Raw genomic sequence first — 15664 nt, 5'->3', positions numbered from 1 at the left:
ACTAAAATGTAAGGACTTTTTGAGGATTTATACAAAAGTCCAATGGAATATCATGCGCTTCTTTAGGTAATTCTTTCTCTGGTCCAAAAAAACTCAAGCCAAGCTTAATTGGCTCATAACTCAACTCAGACAAAAATTTATCATAATAGCCTTTACCAAAACCTAACCTTGCTCCACTTTCATCATAAGCTAATAATGGGATGAAAATCAGGTCTATTTCAGGCTTTTCTATCAAATCAAATTCCACAGGTAATGGAATCCCCCACTTATCTTCAACAAATTCTACGTTTTTTGGGACGGTAATAGTTTGGAGCGTATTGGTTGAAACTTGTACCATGGAGGTATATAAAGGAACCCCTGCTCTCCAAAAAAACTCAACAATGGGAAAGGTATTTACCTCACGCTGCTTTTTTATCGGTAAAAAAATATGGACGCTATGGAATTTTTGATCCTTCAACCATTCAGTTGAGTTTTTAAAAATTAATAAGGAAGCCTCCTCTAGCTCCTTATCGGATAAGGATTTCCGCTTTTTCTTATAAAGCCTTCTGTATTCATCTTTTTCAGTCCTCATATTTCAAAACCATCATTCTGAAATCCATGGGGTCAAAATTTTCAAATAGCTTATCAATCAATAATTCATCTGCTAGATAAAACTGCATCATATTAACCACTCTCTCCTGAGGACTGCCATTGGGCTTGAGGTAGTCCTCTATATCATCTACTCGACTGAAGGCTATTTGATGTCTCTTTTCTTCAGCTTTGCGGAGCTTATCAGACATTTGATCCAAAATTTTCAAACTCCTCACCTTGGCAGCTTCAAAAGAATCCTTTAGACTTTTCTCCAAAGATTCAGCCTCTTCCCCTCTATTATCAAAAAGTAATGCTACTTGTTCTCTTTCTTTTTTCATTTGAATGTCGGAAAAGGCATTCTTGGTAACAAAATCCTTTTTCCACGCCTCTTTATCCATAAAAATAGAATTCTCATCCCATCCCAACTTTTCAATTTTTCTAAGAATTTCTTTACTCAAAATCAAAGCAAAATTCCTTGGTAACAATACGGGGAAGGGAGTTTGGAAATGATCAAATACACCCTTCAGCTGCAACCAATAGGCTACCTCAGCAGGTCCTCCCAAATAGGCTAAATTTGGTAAAATCATCTCTTGATAGAGGGGTCTTAATACCACATTTGGGCTGAATCTCTCCGGATGATCTTCCACTAATTTTAGAATCTCATCCTGCGAAAACTTCAAGTCTGAATTTAATACAATATAATTATCTCCATGCTTTTCTATTCGCTCTCGCAAACCCTGATCCAAATAGAAAAAGTTGATTTCTCTTGGAAAAATCTGTCCGGAATAACCTAAAGTCTCCAAGGATTCTGTTTTCAATACCGCCTCTTTGTGGGGAGTATGATCGATCAAATCTGACTTGATTACCTCCTTAAACAGTCCTTTCAAACCCGCATCATGACCATCTACAATCAGCAAGCCTTTTTCTCCAAATAATTCGTGAACATATTTTCTGACAGCTTCTTTCAGCGTCTTGGAGCTGGAATATGCTTGCTTAAAAACATCATGTACAAAAGGAATCTCTTTCAAAAATTCTTGAAAACTGGCTTCTAACTCAAAATCTCCAACAGCCCCGCTTTGATCGGAATTCCATTGATATTTTTTCCCGTCTAATTTGAAATAATTGATCTCATCAAAATCATGATCTTCACTTGCCATCCAATAAACAGGAACAAAATGCTGATTAGGATATGCTTTGTTTAGTTCCTCGGCAAGTTTGATAGTAGATACAATCTTATAGATGAAATAAAGTGGCCCAGTGAATAAATTCAATTGATGACCCGTAGTTACGGTAAAAGTATTGGGGTTGGCAAGTGCTTCTAATTGTTTTTTTTCTTCTTCAAAAAGTTCAATTCCCTCATATTGATTAGCTAAACTTTGACAGAGAATTTTCCTCTTATTTTCTGGAAATTCTTTCTTTTCTATAGCCTGCTTGAAACTCTCGATTTTTGGCAGATGTGTATAAAACGGTCTCAATTCTGCTTTTCCCTCTATGTAATCCAAGAAAAATGATGAAAACTGATGAGTTTCTCTGAGATCTACGCAGTATTTTTTCATGAGGGTGATTGGTAATTTCGTCTAGGCAAACTGATGGCTATCAGCCAAAGTTCGGTTTTTTTATTAAAAATCACGCTTTCTTACATCAATGGAAGATAGTTTCTATCAAATATCCCTAACAAAAGGAACAAATTCTCCAGATTTGACTTTTCACTAAAATATATGTCTCCATCAAAAAGCTTAGCTTTGCGACCTTATGATGCTTCAATACGAACGTTTTTTTCTAGACAATGGACTTGAGCTGATTGTCCACGAAGACCAAAGCAGCAAAATGGCTGTCTTCAATTTATTATATAAAGTTGGCTCCAAAAATGAAAGCCCTGGGAAAACTGGTCTTGCTCATTTTTTTGAACACTTGATGTTTGGTAGCTCTGCCAATGTGAAAGTATTTGATAGGGAGCTAGAACGTGTAGGTGGTAACTGTAATGCTTTTACAAGCCCTGATATCACCAACTATTATATGACTTTGCCTGCCTCCAATCTAGAAACAGCTTTCTGGTTGGAGTCGGATAGAATGCTACAGCTGACTCTCAATGATAAAACTATAGAAACTCAGCGCAAAGTGGTCTTAGAGGAGTATAAACAGCGATATCTTAACCAGCCTTATGGAGATGTATGGCATCATTTGAGGGATTTAGCTTATGAAGTTCACCCCTACCGCTGGCCTACAATCGGAAAAAGCCCAGAAGATATTGAGGGATATACCAAGGAGGATGTATGGGAGTTTTATAAGAAAAATTATGCCCCAAACAACGCCATTCTTGTAGTGGGAGGTGCGGTGAAAGCTAAAGAGGTTTTGGCCTTAGCTGAGAAGTGGTTTGGTCCTATTCCAAAAGCCACACTTGCACCTCATTTAATTCCGATGGAAAATGAGCAACAAGAAAAACGTCAAAGAGCAGTGCATTATCCTGTGCCCACAGATGCGCTTTACAAGACTTTCAAAATGCCAGCAAAAGGGGAAGATGGCTTCTTAGAGGCTGATTTGATTAGCGATCTTTTGGGCTTCGGAAAGTCTTCTATTTTGGAGCAAAGGCTGGTGAAAAACGGGAAATACTTCGCTTCTGCCGGTGCCTATATCATGGGATCCAATGATCCAGGTTTACTGATTTTTTCAGGAAAAATGGAGAAAGGAGTTAAAGCTCATGAAGCTGAAAAAGCCTTAGACGAGGTATTAGCAGATTTCCTCTCTAAAGAGATTTCAGATGAGTCCCTGGAAAAAATCAAAAATCAAGGGAGAGCGATGAAAACATATGAGTCAATCCAGCTTACCAATAGAGTAATGAACTTGGCTTTCTATGCAAACCTGGGGCATCCCGACCTATATTGGAAAGAATATGAGAAAAAGTCCTCCATAGAATCTTCACAAATAAAAAATTGGGCAAATAAACTTTTGGACGAAACTCAATCGTCCACTTTATATTATCAAAGCAATCAAGTATGAATGGATTTCGGGTAGGTTTTGGATACGACGTACATCAGCTGAAAGAAGGATATGATTTTTGGCTGGGTGGAATAAAACTGGTACATGTCAAAGGAGCTGTAGGACACTCCGACGCAGATGTGCTGATTCACGTCATTTGTGATGCCTTGTTAGGTGCTGCAAATATGCGGGATATTGGCTACCACTTTTCTGATAAAGACCCCAAATACAAAGGAATCGATTCTAAAATATTGTTGAAGGATGTGATGAAACTCATCCGGGATGAAGGTTATGAAGTTGGAAATATTGATACCACCGTTTGTCTACAGGTTCCAAAAGTAAACCCTCATATACCTGCAATGAAGACATGTTTAGCAGAGGTAATGAGCTTACCAGAGTCCTCCATTTCTGTAAAAGCGACCACTACGGAGTGGCTAGGATTTGTCGGAAGAGAAGAAGGTGTTTCAGCTTATTGTGTGGCTTTAATTTATAAAGTATGAGTGCTAAAGTGAAAATCATCACCACAGAAGATGGTTCTCATTCTCTGTATCATGAGGACCTCAAAGAAACCTATCATAGCTTTCATGGAGCTTATCGAGAGTCTCTTCATGTGTTTTTGATATATGGCTTGGATTCATGGCTGACAAGAAATCCCCGAAAATATCCTATACGGATTTTTGAAGTGGGTTTCGGAACAGGCCTGAATGCCTGGTTGACTTTAGTGTGGGCGGAACAAAATCAAATTCCGGTTCTTTATCATACAATTGAACCTTTTCCTTTGGAAAAAGACATCTACAGCCAACTGAATTACATAGATCAAAACGATGCTATCTGGCATTACCATAAGTATTTCGAAGCATTGCATCAGTTACCTTGGAATGAGGGAGGCCCTGTATCGGAATATTTCAATTTTAAAAAAGACCAGGTTAAGCTAGAGGATGCCCAATTATACCCTTCAGATGTAGTATTCTTTGATGCTTTTGCCCCAAGTAAACAACCGGAATTATGGGCTAAGGATTTATTGGAAAAAGTTGAAAAGTCCATGCGTCCAGGCGCTGTATTGACTACTTACTGTGCAAAAGGTCAATTTAAGAGAGATCTCAAAGAACTGGGACTGGATGTTCAAAACCCTCCTGGACCTCCGGGAAAGAAAGAAATGACAAGAGCCTGGAAAAGTGAAAATCCAGAAAGCTGAAATGAGAACGGGCAAAGAAAGAAAAAGAATAACTTTGGCCTTCCATTTGATACTTTTCAAAAAAACTAAATCACTATGTTAGCAATACTTTTTTCGATTTTATTAAGCCTTTTCCAAGTTGATGCTTCAGAAAGTGCCAGGCTCCAAAGGCTTGTGGAAGAGAGGGAAAGTCTCTTTCGCCAATGGCAGTCCTCGGAAAATAAAAAGTCTGGGATTTTTGGAAATCGCACCAAAAAAGACATGACTGAGACCAATGAATGGCTGGAACGAATTATATCGAAAGACAATCAGATTATTGAAGAACTCAAGCTGAGTGGGTCCATAGAAACCGCCGTAATTGGTCAAGAAAAAGAGGATTACAAGGCAATTACCATGAGTTTGGAACAAGACGTTCAAGCTTTGAAAAGAGCTTTAGCTGAAAAAGAAAAAGTAGCCCAAGAAAGGCTTTCTGATAGAAGGACCTTCGAGTGGACTACTGTAATTTTTTTCCTTTTTACTTTAGGATTGGGCTTCTGGATTTATAAAATCAAGAAGAGAAATTAATTGATACGGATATAAGTCATGGGCGGAGCATCGACACAATCACCATTGGCATTTAAAAACCAACATTCTTTTTGAAATTCAAAGCTTTGGCCATCAGGAGAAAAAGTTAAATCGCCTACTGGAGTCCAAAAAAGGTCTATTATACCAGGTTTAAGTGATTCTTTGGGACCATATCGACTAGTTACATATGTATCGTTATGCCCATTAAAATAAAATAAGCCTTCTGAATAGTAATAGGTGAATCTGTTATCTTGGTAATTATACCAAGAATCAGCTATTGAATGATAGCCAATGATTGGTCCAGTCTCTGATTTCCTGGCGAATTCCATTACTTCCATCAAACTGTCATTTTTAATTGTAAGGGAATGGACAAACCAAACATCCAGAGAATCTACATATGAACGGTTCTCCCAAGTTCCTAAAAGTGGATTTCTCGGCCCATCCGAATCCTGACAGCCAAAAAATGCGGCTGTCACCAAACAAATCAAAACATAAAAGAGGTTTTTCATAACGAATAAAATTAGTTGATATAACCTCTACGAAAACCTTCGAAATTTTGATACATCAAAAACTAATTATTTTTTTAATCTGGCTAATGGTGTTCTGCCTCCTTTGGTTACTTGATCCATTGAAACCAGAATCTCTGCGTCAAGAGGAACGAAAACATCTACTCTTGATCCGAATTTGATAAACCCGAATTCTGCACCCTGATCTAACTGGGAACCTTCCTTCACATACCATTTGATTCTTCTGGCCACTGCACCGGCTATTTGCCTCACCAAAATTTTCATTCCGTCATCCAGCTTCAAAACCATGGTAGTTCTTTCATTTTCCGTACTGGATTTAGGATGCCAAGCTACCAAGTATTTTCCCGGATGATATTTAAAAAACTCAACTACACCACGGATTGGAGATCTATTAACATGCACATTGACAGGTGACATGAATATAGATATCTGCTTTCTTTTTTCTTTAAGATACTCGTCTTCAAAGGCTTCTTCAATAACGACTACCTTGCCATCAGCCGGAGCCAAAATCACTCCTTCTTCCTTTGGAATCTGAAAGATTGGATTTCTAAAAAATTGCAACACCAGCAAATAAATCACAATACTACCCAAAATGCTGACATTGAGCCAAAATCTCGCATCTGGATAGAAGTAATATAATAGATAGTTGGCTGCCACTAAAATGATCAACAACCAAAATAATAAAACTCGTCCTTCTCTGTGTATGGTCATAATATAAATGATAAGAGGCGTGAAATTACTTCCACGCCTCAAAGATAAGTGATTCTTACAATTGATGCTTTTTAGAAGCCACCACGATAAGTATAAGTTTTCGCAACTTTATCAATTGCAACGATATAAGCAGCAATTCTCATTGGCACATCATACTTCTTAGAAGCCTCATATACATGCTCAAATGCATCTTTCATGATCCGGTCAGAACGTCTGTTAACACGGTCTGCTGTCCATTTATAACCTAATCTGTTTTGAACCCATTCGAAATAGGATACAGTAACTCCGCCGGCATTTGCCAGAATATCCGGAACAGCCATAATTCCTTTTTCATTAATTATGGCATCAGCCTTTGCCGAGGTAGGTCCATTAGCACCTTCTACAATCAGCTTCGCCTTGATGTTATCAACGTTTTTCGCAGTGATTACATCTTCCACAGCAGCAGGAACCAATACATCTACTTCCAATGTCAGTAAATCCATAGGATCATCCATTCTATCACCTCCGGTGAATCCTTCTAGGTGCCCTCCATTGGAATCTCTGAACTGAATTGCTTCCTGTATGTTGATCCCTTTCTCATTGTAGAAAGCTCCTGTATGATCAGAGATAGCAACTATTTTCAATCCTCTTTCTTCCAAAAGCTGAGCAGCCCAAGAACCTACGTTTCCAAATCCCTGAACAGCGCATGTAGCTTGGAAAGGATTGATTTTCAGTTTTTGCATCGCAGCCAAAGCTGAAACCATTACCCCACGACCAGTTGCTTCGGTTCTTCCTAATGAACCACCAAGTACCAGAGGTTTACCGGTAACTACTGAGTTCACAGTCATTCCATGAGCTTTGGAGTATTCATCCATCAACCAAGCCATTTCTCTTGGTCCTGTACCCATATCTGGAGCAGGAATATCCTTATCAGGTCCGAAAACATCAATCATAGCCATGGTATAGGCTCTCATTAATCTTTCGATTTCTCCTTTGGACATTTCACGAGGGTTACATCTAACGCCTCCTTTACCTCCACCGTATGGAATATCTACAACAGCACACTTCCAAGTCATCCAAGCAGCCAGTGCTCTTACTTCATCTATATGTACATCAGGTGCAAATCGAATCCCACCTTTTGCTGGTCCAAGAATATTGGAATGGACCACACGGATTCCTTCGAAAACTTGAATTTTTCCATTATCCATGGTGATGGGTAAGGAAACAATTACTTGACGGGCCGGATTTTTCAACACATTGTAAACCTCATCAGAAAGTCCCAGCTTTTCAGCTGCAATGTTGAATCGTTCCATCATTGACTCCAAAGGATTCTCTTTATCCTTAATCGGAGCCGGTTCAATGTAAGCCATATTGGGTTTTATTTGAGTAGTGAAATGCGATACAATATTAAGTAGTTTTTCAGATTCCCTAAGCCAGAATTAGAAGATTTTCAAAAAAGCGGTGATAAAAGGGGCGGATAATAACAATCCGTCAAATCTGTCCATAAATCCCCCATGTCCCGGTAATCCTTTTCCTGAATCTTTTATTTCAATGGATCTTTTGAAAAGAGACTCTATCAAGTCTCCATACGTACCTGCTATGATGATGATCCCGGAGATCACCAACCATTTCCAATCTTGGATAGAGTGAAAATATCGTGCCACCAAAAAGGCGACTGCTATGGCCGAAAAAGCTCCGCCCAAAAACCCTTCCCAAGATTTTTTAGGTGAAACCCTCTCAAATAACTTTGTTTTCCCAAACTTGGTTCCTGCGAAATAGGCTCCTGTATCCGAGGCCCAAAGAATCAAAAGGCTCCCTAGAATTATTTCAAAATGGTAGACCTGATCTACCGAAAATACCGCAAGGTTTAACAAAGAGAAAGGAACTGCTACATAAAAAATCCCCAAATAGGTGAATGCAACCCCTGTAAATGGTTTTTTATCTGTTTTCTTATACAGCTTGATAAAAAAGGTCAAGGAAATGATCGGGAATATCAGATAAAGATATTCTTGTGGCAAACGCTCCTTTTCTATCATAAACGTCAGCGTAAAAATCATGAGTCCAAGGAAAGTCCCAAAGCTCTTCAAAGGCAACATCCCATCCAAACCACAAAGCTTATAGAATTCCATTTGGGCAAAGCCCAAAATTGCTGCAAAAACTATGAAATAGGTCCAATCTGAATAAATGATAGAAGAAATTACCACCACTGCACCGACTAAGGCTGTGATAGCTCTTTGCCCCAAATTACTGTAATTATTAATATTAAAACGAGATCTCATTTTGAATAAAATTGGTGGCCTTCATGAGATTTTCCTTGCTGACATGGACTTCATATACCCCTAGAAACTGATAAGCTGTTTCTTTTTTGCTTAGCACTACCGCTGGAATATCGTTTTCTTCCAAAACTCCTTTGACTATTTCAGCTCTAATCTGCTGTGGACTTTCAAACACCTTGATCCAGTTCTCCATTTGATTGGGGCTTATATTTCTTAAAGTAATGGATTCCTGCCAAAAGTACCAATAATCCACCCAAAGCTAGGGGATATGAGACATTATCTGTGGACTCCAAATCAAAATCTACCAATCCTTGGTTGGAGGCATAGACCAATAATACGGTCAAGGAATTATTGAGAATATGGGCAATAATCGGATACACCAAACTACCTGAATACACATATAAATATCCAAAGATAGCTCCCAAAAATACCCTAGGCACAAAGCCATAAAATTGAATATGAATTGCTGAGAAAATAATGGCAGTCAACCAGATGCCCCAGTGAACTGAGCCTGTATATAAGTGTAACTTAGGCTGCAATACACCCCTGAAAAACATCTCTTCACCAATACCTGCAAGTACCCCAATCACCAACAAGCCTGTCAATAGCTCTGGAACAGATTGAAAATCAGTTAAAAACTGAGTTAACTGCATCAATTGGTCCTCCATGGCTTTCATCCAACTTTCCAAGGCCGAAAGAGATTCAGGCAAAACCAATTGAGAATTCCAATACACCAAAAGTCCATTGAAAAACATAGCCCCAAGGGTAATTGCTACCATGACCCAGAATTTCTTGAGACCAAACCTTGAAATCTGTAAGTCCCAGTTTAACTCTGCTTTATCAATCCATTTAATTATGATCCAAGCAGCAAACCAAAAGCCTATCCCTGAGCCAATACCCTGAATAAATAACATCGCCATGCGACCATTGGGAATACTGCTATCCCCTGACATGAGGGACATGATCTGAGAAATTGATAAATCAAAAAGGGGAACTGCGAGGGCGAGGGCAAGAGATTGGAGTAAAATCAGGACTCCAAAACCTACTAAAACTATGACTACCAAGGACAAAAGCCAGCTCTTGCGCTTACCTATTTCTGCTTGAGTTTCGTATATCTCCATATTTGAGTGTAAATTTACGCCAAATTTAGAATTAGCAGTGGTAAAGATAGGAAAGTTGGAGTTGGGAGAATTCCCATTATTGTTGGCACCCATGGAAGATGTGAGTGATCCTCCATTTCGTGCTGTGTGCAAACAAAACGGCGCAGACTTGATGTATACTGAGTTTATCAGTTCTGAGGGGCTGATCCGAGACGCAGCCAAAAGCGTCCAAAAACTCGATATTTTCGATTATGAGCGTCCTATCGGGATTCAGATTTTCGGAAATGAAATTGAATCTATGAGGGAAGCTGCTGCTATCGCCGAAGAAGCCGGGCCTGACATTTTGGATATTAATTATGGTTGTCCTGTTCATAAAGTAGCCTGCAAAGGTGCGGGAGCAGGTATTCTTTTGGATATAGACAAAATGGTATCCATGACTGCTGAAATTGTCAAAGCTGTCAATATCCCAGTTACAGTGAAAACCAGACTAGGCTGGAATCACGAAACCATTCGCATTGTAGAAGTTGCAGAAAGACTACAGGACGTAGGAATTCAGGCTATTAGTATACATGCAAGAACCAGACAGCAGATGTATAAGGGTGAAGCGGACTGGTCGTATCTCAATTTGGTAAAGGAAAATCCCCGATTGCACATACCAGTCTTTGGAAATGGAGATATAGATTCTCCTGAGAAAGCTGCAGAATACAAGGCAAAATACAATGTGGATGGGATGATGATAGGAAGAGCCTCTATAGGTTATCCCTGGATTTTCAACGAAATAAAACAATACCTTCAGAACGGAGAGAAACTTCCAGCCCCAGATTTGGATGAAAGAATTGCCGTAGCAAAAAAACATCTGGATTTTTCAGTAGAATGGAAAGGTGAAAAATTAGGAATACTTGAAATGAGAAGGCATTACACCAATTATTTTAGAGGAATGCCCAATTTCAAACAATATAGAACCGAAATGGTAACAGCAGAGTCCTATGAACATGTTTGCGAAATTCTCCAACAGGTAGCTCACGCTTATGCTGATTATGAATTTTCTTAATTCTAACTTGAGCCCCGACAATTGTTGGGGCTTTTTTTTGACTTCTATTCTGTTTTTGGCAAAAAAATCAAAAGACATCACAGTCATTTTCATCTCAACTTTGAATATTTGGGCTTGATCAACTTTTTTAAACAATTCTGAGTTGAATTCGCTTTTTTTGCCGTGCATTACTCACCCACCCAAGCGAATGTCAACTGGAGAATCTGAAAACACTTTAAAAAACTGGGGCTTCTTAATCGTTTTAGCTTTAGTTTGGGGAAGCTCTTTTATTTTGATAAAGAGGGGGCTGAATGTGTTTTCCCCCGGAGAGCTTGGCGCCTACAGGATAGTTGCTGCGGCTACCTTTCTGCTTCCGCTTTCGATTCCTAAAGTAAAAAACCTAAAGAGCCATCAAATACAAAACCTTATTTTGGTGGGCCTCGTGGGAAGTTTCATTCCTGCATTTCTATTTGCAAAAGCACAAACCCAGCTAAGCAGCTCCCTAACTGGGGTTCTGAATGCTCTTACCCCATTATTCGTTGTTTTGGTAGGTGCTATATTCTTTAATTCAAAAATCACCAGACGAAATGCCATAGGACTATTCATAGCCTTTTTAGGAGTGGTAGTTCTGGTAACCGTCAAGGAAGGGAGTGGATTTGGAGCTTTTTCGGACATCAATGCCTATGCTTTCTTTGTCATTTTGGCCTGTACTTGCTATGGCTTCAACCTCAACCTGATCAAGTTTCGATTTGTGGAACTTAAGCCGGTAGAGATCACAGCCATCTCTTTGCTCATGGTTTTGCCTGCAGCACTGATCTATTTAATGGCAGGAACTCAGTTTTCCTACAAGCTGGTTTCGGTGGAAGGCGCTTGGACTGCATTGGGATACGTTACACTTTTAGGAGTCTTGGGAACAGCCCTAGCACTCATCATTTTCAATATGATGGTGAAAACAGCAAGCCCGGTTTTTGCAAGTTCTGTTACCTACCTGATTCCAATTGTAGCTATTATGTGGGGAGTTTGGGACGGAGAAGTTTTGCTATTTGGGCATTATGTTGGAATAGCGGCGGTGATCTTGGGAGTATGGATCGGGAATAGAAAAAAGAATAAAAAAATAGCATGATTATCTGGAATCTTGCCAGTAGCCATCTAGTCTTTACTTAAATGGGTTAGACACTTTGATTTCTATCATCAGAGAGACCGAAGCATCCAGATTCTGATCCTTTGGGCTCCACTAAGGTGATTTTTTTACTTAATGGAAGAAATTCTGATTAACATGAAAAAATTTTTATTTACCCTCATAGGCCTTCAATTCCCTTTTACTCATTTCGGCTGTAATTAGCTCTTTGGGATGCTCCACTCCGAATGAGCTCGATGACTCAACTGCGGTTTCCTTGCCTGCTATCCAAAATTTAACAGGCTCTACCATATATTTTAGCTTCCCCAGATTATCCTTTTCGATTTTAGTAACGGTCATTCTAATATGACGTCCATTCTCATAATTTTCACCTCCAGATATAGCCAAAACATCTCCGGGAAAGACCTCTTGACCTAGCTTTACTTTTTGAGAACCTCCTTTCAATACCATCAATTTGGTCCACGTACCATCCTCATGGTATATTTCTATATAGTTCTCTTCCCTTGTAAAAGCTAGATTTTCTTTGCCTTCGATCAAGTCCATATTCATATCTACTATTACTCCCTTTCTAGGAGCTACAATTTCCACTTCATCATCAAATCTAAAAGAGACTCCGACATAGGTGTCATTATTGGCTTCTGAACGAATCCTGTTTTCAATATGGGTCATTTTGCCCCCAAGAACTTTCACGCCTTCCTCAACAGGGATTAAATAAACTGGTTCTGTTTTAGATTTAGCATAGATATTTCCTTTCAGATAGGTGTATTTAAATGAAAAATTAGTTCCCTGATTAGCATTCACCTTTTTAAGAGTCGCCACCTTGGACTTACCGGGGTTGGCTACTCCCAGGGCATAAGTCCCGCCTGTAGGACTAAGATTTTGAAGGTTGGAAAACTCAAATTGGATCGTATAGGGAATTAGACTACTGTTTGTAGCATAGATTTGAACATTTCCATCGGAATCTCTTTCTGATTCAACTGTTATCTGGGCAAAAGAAGATGAAAATATGAAGAGGAAAAAGGAAGCAAAAAGGGTTCTCATGAAAATATATGGTTTGAATCTAAAAATATAGCCAATAAACTAATTGCACAATTTTTAATTCAAAATTCTTTCATTCGCTCTCTCCATGCATAGGCTAACATGGGGAGTTGTTGATAACTGTTTATTCCTGCCTTGACGCCTTGAGACTTTAGGAAAATATCATTCGTTTTCCTACTTATCTCCAATGATATGGGTTGATACTTAGCATTTTCAGCCTGAATGGACCTAATATCATTACGTACACTTACATCCAAGGTCTTGAGCCATTCTTTATACTGGTCAGGGGCCATTCGATAATAATCTCGGATTTGGTAAAGCAAGAGTCTCAGTTGACCTGAGTACCTCAAAAGAGGATCATTGGAATTGGTACAAATTACCCAAGCTATAAAGTTTGCTTCTCCTTCGTCTGTCACTCCATAGCTGTGCGCCATTTCATGAGCAACGGTAAATGGTCTTTCCAAAGGATGAAGCGTGGGGTCTATGTAACTTTCACCGGTAAAAGGGAAATAAATCCCCAATATCCCCATTTTACGCATGAATCCGGGTGGTGGAAATAATTTGGTTCGTGGTCTTCCTGTGAAATTCAAACCCAGCAAATCCAGATTTTCACTCATATTTCCTCTTACCAATTTTTCCAATTCAGGATAGGCTATTATTTCTCCTATAGCCGCGGTATCAGTGGAAATTTGCCCTCTGTATTGAGTCACCAAGCGTTGGGTGATCTGAACTTCAGATTTGATTTGCTCCAAATTCAGAGACTTAGGTGTCAAAGAAAGCTGTTTGAATATGGGTGTTCGCTGATAATTAAATCCCCAAAGAACCAAAAAGAAAAAAACTATGGCTCCCAGACTATTGAGCAAGGACCTAATACTGAGTATGCTTCGATTTTTCCAGCCTTTAGTTTTGTAAAAATTGCGGATAAAGATCCCTATTAAAATTACAATGGAGAGGATAAAAAGATAAACGCTGGGGAATGGCAAATGCCCCAGCGTTAAATCAATCACATTTCTAATTCCCGGAAAGAATGTTCTGGAATAAATATCATCAGTCGCTTCTGGATAGCGAATTGCCAACCATCTTAAACCCAGAGCCATCAGGCCAAGGATTGTCCACGACCAATCTCTCTTTCCCATTATTTATAATATCAGATGCCTTCAGCCTCTACTTCCTTCACTTCGGGAAGCATGCGGGTAAGCAAGTTTTGGATACCTGCTTTGAGGGTAACTGTACTGGAAGGACATCCTGAACAGGCTCCCTGTAAAAGAACCTTCACCACACCGTCTTTGAAGGAATGAAATACGATGGCTCCACCATCCTGCTCTACTGCTGGACGGATATATTCATCGAGGATTCCTTTGATCTTTTTGACAATTTCGGAGTCATTTTCATCAAATAAAGGATCCTTATCAAAACTAGCTTGAACAGGCATTTTCCCTGCTTCCAAATATTGTTTGATATGATCTCTGATGATGGTCTGAATTTCAGGCCACTCTACTTCCTCCGATTTGGTAACTGTGACAAAATTAGAAGCTATGAAAACGCGTTCCACTGCAGAGAAGTTAAACAATTCTTGAGCCAATGGGCTATTTTCGGCACTTTCTGCATTGGGAAAATCAAAGCTCAAACCGTCTTCCACCAACATAAAATTGGCAACAAACTTCAAGGAATTCGGATTTGGGTTAGCCTCCATGTAGAGGTGAACCGGTCTTGCTTGTGCTTTTAGCATCAGTTTATCAGTTTTTTGTTGAAATAAACCCTGATCAAGGCGAATAGTTCCTGCAAAGGTAAGTTTCCATTCGGAATTATTTCATAGGCTCTCCGGTTGCTGCGTACCAAATCCCCCCATATAAATGCTTTAAAAAATCCGGATCCTCATAAGCGGACTCCACATGGCCTAAAGCTGTATAAAATACCCGTCCGCCGTCAAACTCATGATACCAAGCCATAGGATGATTTGCCCCATTACCTTTAGCTACTTGATAGGTTGATTCATCTGCATTGAGAAGCACTTTAATATTGGGATTGATATTTCTGAATTCATATAACTCATCCGTCCAAAGCCAATTTTTTGGTAAATGCCAAGTGGCCGGATGATTGGAATCTACTACTTCTAATCTCAGAGTTTGCTGCTTGGGATGAGCTAAAAAGTATGCTCCAATCAATTGATTGTACCATGGCCAATCGTATTCTGTATCTGTGGCTGAGTGAATCCCAACTACACCTTTACCACTTCTTACAAATTTTTGAAAAGCCGCCTTTTGCTCCTCATTGAAAATAGTCCCTGTAGTACTCATCAGGATAATGACATCGAATTTCTCCAAATTCTCATCTTTGAAGTAGTTGGCGTCCTCTGTCGTATGAACAGAAAACACATGGGTCTGACCCAATTTTTTCAAGGCAACCACACCGTCTGGGATGGACTGATGTCTGAAGCCAGCAGTTTTACTAAAAACCAAAGCCCGGAATTGTTGAGCTTGGGACTGCATCAAACCGGCAGTTAGGAGACAAGCTGTAAGTAAAAGGAATTTAAGTTTCATAGGTTTTTTGGGGTTTGAGTTGTTATCAAACACAAAATACA

The 15664-nt window shown here is 39.4% G+C and carries 18 protein-coding genes; 6 read left to right on the top strand and 12 right to left on the bottom strand.

The genetic code is table 11. The features are described 5' to 3' along the window. Position 1 precedes the first annotated feature (1 nt). Positions 2–571, bottom strand: a complete 570-nt coding sequence (locus GYM62_RS20180) for a 5-formyltetrahydrofolate cyclo-ligase (protein WP_219957733.1) — start codon at positions 569–571, stop codon at positions 2–4. After that, a complete protein-coding gene (bshC, locus tag GYM62_RS20175; RefSeq protein ID WP_219957732.1) occupies positions 561–2126 on the bottom strand; it encodes a bacillithiol biosynthesis cysteine-adding enzyme BshC in 1566 nt (521 codons plus the stop codon). Before bshC ends, GYM62_RS20180 begins: the two co-directional genes overlap by 11 nt. 199 nt (positions 2127–2325) lie before the next feature. Here bshC and GYM62_RS20170 point away from each other — a divergent pair, with 199 nt between their 5' ends. The 4 genes from GYM62_RS20170 (at position 2326) to GYM62_RS20155 (ending at position 5284) form a co-directional block, all read left to right on the top strand. After that, positions 2326–3567, top strand: a complete 1242-nt coding sequence (locus tag GYM62_RS20170) for a pitrilysin family protein (protein WP_091651065.1) — start codon at positions 2326–2328, stop codon at positions 3565–3567. Next, positions 3564–4046, top strand: a complete 483-nt coding sequence (gene ispF / locus GYM62_RS20165) for a 2-C-methyl-D-erythritol 2,4-cyclodiphosphate synthase (RefSeq protein WP_219957731.1) — start codon at positions 3564–3566, stop codon at positions 4044–4046. Before GYM62_RS20170 ends, ispF begins: the two co-directional genes overlap by 4 nt. After that, positions 4043–4741, top strand: a complete 699-nt coding sequence (mnmD, locus tag GYM62_RS20160; protein WP_219957730.1) for a tRNA (5-methylaminomethyl-2-thiouridine)(34)-methyltransferase MnmD — start codon at positions 4043–4045, stop codon at positions 4739–4741. Before ispF ends, mnmD begins: the two co-directional genes overlap by 4 nt. Before the next feature lie 75 nt (positions 4742–4816). Continuing rightward, positions 4817–5284 (top strand): Clp protease ClpB, encoded by a 468-nt coding sequence (locus GYM62_RS20155; protein WP_091651079.1) that lies wholly within the window; start codon positions 4817–4819, stop codon positions 5282–5284. Here the strand turns inward: GYM62_RS20155 and GYM62_RS20150 are convergent. From GYM62_RS20150 to GYM62_RS20125, 6 genes are all read right to left on the bottom strand, one after another. After that, positions 5281–5793, bottom strand: coding sequence for a hypothetical protein (locus GYM62_RS20150; protein ID WP_219957729.1), 513 nt, complete (start codon positions 5791–5793; stop codon positions 5281–5283). The genes GYM62_RS20155 and GYM62_RS20150 overlap by 4 nt on opposite strands. Before the next feature lie 66 nt (positions 5794–5859). After that, a complete protein-coding gene (locus GYM62_RS20145; RefSeq protein WP_219957728.1) occupies positions 5860–6522 on the bottom strand; it encodes a phosphatidylserine decarboxylase family protein in 663 nt (220 codons plus the stop codon). Positions 6523–6593: 71 nt separating this feature from the next. Then, entirely contained in the window at positions 6594–7871 is a 1278-nt protein-coding gene (locus GYM62_RS20140) for a Glu/Leu/Phe/Val dehydrogenase (protein ID WP_091651090.1), read from the bottom strand. A gap of 69 nt (positions 7872–7940) precedes the next feature. Next, the gene (locus tag GYM62_RS20135) at positions 7941–8780 is read right to left on the bottom strand and encodes a phosphatidate cytidylyltransferase (RefSeq protein WP_091651093.1); all 840 of its coding nucleotides are present in this window, start codon (positions 8778–8780) and stop codon (positions 7941–7943) included. Then, positions 8764–8970 carry a putative signal transducing protein gene (locus tag GYM62_RS20130; protein ID WP_219957727.1) on the bottom strand — a complete coding sequence of 69 codons (207 nt, stop codon included), beginning with the start codon at positions 8968–8970 and terminating at the stop codon, positions 8764–8766. The genes GYM62_RS20135 and GYM62_RS20130 overlap by 17 nt, the downstream gene beginning before the upstream one ends. After that, entirely contained in the window at positions 8945–9898 is a 954-nt protein-coding gene (locus tag GYM62_RS20125) for a CPBP family intramembrane glutamic endopeptidase (protein ID WP_219957726.1), read from the bottom strand. The genes GYM62_RS20130 and GYM62_RS20125 overlap by 26 nt, the downstream gene beginning before the upstream one ends. A 37-nt stretch (positions 9899–9935) precedes the next feature. Here GYM62_RS20125 and dusB point away from each other — a divergent pair, with 37 nt between their 5' ends. After that, positions 9936–10928 (top strand): tRNA dihydrouridine synthase DusB, encoded by a 993-nt coding sequence (gene dusB, locus GYM62_RS20120; RefSeq protein WP_091651101.1) that lies wholly within the window; start codon positions 9936–9938, stop codon positions 10926–10928. A 187-nt stretch (positions 10929–11115) separates the two neighbouring features. Continuing rightward, the gene (locus GYM62_RS20115; protein WP_219957725.1) at positions 11116–12030 is read left to right on the top strand and encodes a DMT family transporter; all 915 of its coding nucleotides are present in this window, start codon (positions 11116–11118) and stop codon (positions 12028–12030) included. Between the two features lie 165 nt (positions 12031–12195). Here GYM62_RS20115 and GYM62_RS20110 read toward each other — a convergent pair whose 3' ends face one another. From GYM62_RS20110 to GYM62_RS20095, 4 genes are all read right to left on the bottom strand, one after another. Continuing rightward, positions 12196–13086 (bottom strand): peptidoglycan DD-metalloendopeptidase family protein, encoded by an 891-nt coding sequence (locus GYM62_RS20110; RefSeq protein ID WP_219957724.1) that lies wholly within the window; start codon positions 13084–13086, stop codon positions 12196–12198. A gap of 59 nt (positions 13087–13145) precedes the next feature. Further along, positions 13146–14219, bottom strand: coding sequence for a DUF3810 domain-containing protein (locus tag GYM62_RS20105; RefSeq protein ID WP_219957723.1), 1074 nt, complete (start codon positions 14217–14219; stop codon positions 13146–13148). Between the two features lie 11 nt (positions 14220–14230). Continuing rightward, positions 14231–14812 (bottom strand): NifU family protein, encoded by a 582-nt coding sequence (locus tag GYM62_RS20100; protein ID WP_219957722.1) that lies wholly within the window; start codon positions 14810–14812, stop codon positions 14231–14233. A 76-nt stretch (positions 14813–14888) separates the two neighbouring features. After that, positions 14889–15623, bottom strand: coding sequence for a ThuA domain-containing protein (locus GYM62_RS20095; RefSeq protein WP_219957721.1), 735 nt, complete (start codon positions 15621–15623; stop codon positions 14889–14891). Between the last annotated feature and the right edge of the window lie 41 nt (positions 15624–15664).

Source organism: Algoriphagus sp. NBT04N3 (assembly GCF_019443765.1).
Taxonomy (GTDB): domain Bacteria; phylum Bacteroidota; class Bacteroidia; order Cytophagales; family Cyclobacteriaceae; genus Algoriphagus; species Algoriphagus ornithinivorans.
This window is presented reverse-complemented; position numbering and strand designations above follow the sequence as displayed.

Coding starts and splice junctions, on each gene's coding strand:
- GYM62_RS20180 (WP_219957733.1), bottom strand. CDS start 571: ATGAGGACTGAAAAAGATGAATACAGAAGGCTTTATAAGAAAAAGCGG.
- bshC (WP_219957732.1), bottom strand. CDS start 2,126: ATGAAAAAATACTGCGTAGATCTCAGAGAAACTCATCAGTTTTCATCA.
- GYM62_RS20170 (WP_091651065.1), top strand. CDS start 2,326: ATGCTTCAATACGAACGTTTTTTTCTAGACAATGGACTTGAGCTGATT.
- ispF (WP_219957731.1), top strand. CDS start 3,564: ATGAATGGATTTCGGGTAGGTTTTGGATACGACGTACATCAGCTGAAA.
- mnmD (WP_219957730.1), top strand. CDS start 4,043: ATGAGTGCTAAAGTGAAAATCATCACCACAGAAGATGGTTCTCATTCT.
- GYM62_RS20155 (WP_091651079.1), top strand. CDS start 4,817: ATGTTAGCAATACTTTTTTCGATTTTATTAAGCCTTTTCCAAGTTGAT.
- GYM62_RS20150 (WP_219957729.1), bottom strand. CDS start 5,793: ATGAAAAACCTCTTTTATGTTTTGATTTGTTTGGTGACAGCCGCATTT.
- GYM62_RS20145 (WP_219957728.1), bottom strand. CDS start 6,522: ATGACCATACACAGAGAAGGACGAGTTTTATTATTTTGGTTGTTGATC.
- GYM62_RS20140 (WP_091651090.1), bottom strand. CDS start 7,871: ATGGCTTACATTGAACCGGCTCCGATTAAGGATAAAGAGAATCCTTTG.
- GYM62_RS20135 (WP_091651093.1), bottom strand. CDS start 8,780: ATGAGATCTCGTTTTAATATTAATAATTACAGTAATTTGGGGCAAAGA.
- GYM62_RS20130 (WP_219957727.1), bottom strand. CDS start 8,970: ATGGAGAACTGGATCAAGGTGTTTGAAAGTCCACAGCAGATTAGAGCT.
- GYM62_RS20125 (WP_219957726.1), bottom strand. CDS start 9,898: ATGGAGATATACGAAACTCAAGCAGAAATAGGTAAGCGCAAGAGCTGG.
- GYM62_RS20115 (WP_219957725.1), top strand. CDS start 11,116: ATGTCAACTGGAGAATCTGAAAACACTTTAAAAAACTGGGGCTTCTTA.
- GYM62_RS20110 (WP_219957724.1), bottom strand. CDS start 13,086: ATGAGAACCCTTTTTGCTTCCTTTTTCCTCTTCATATTTTCATCTTCT.
- GYM62_RS20105 (WP_219957723.1), bottom strand. CDS start 14,219: ATGGGAAAGAGAGATTGGTCGTGGACAATCCTTGGCCTGATGGCTCTG.
- GYM62_RS20100 (WP_219957722.1), bottom strand. CDS start 14,812: ATGCTAAAAGCACAAGCAAGACCGGTTCACCTCTACATGGAGGCTAAC.
- GYM62_RS20095 (WP_219957721.1), bottom strand. CDS start 15,623: ATGAAACTTAAATTCCTTTTACTTACAGCTTGTCTCCTAACTGCCGGT.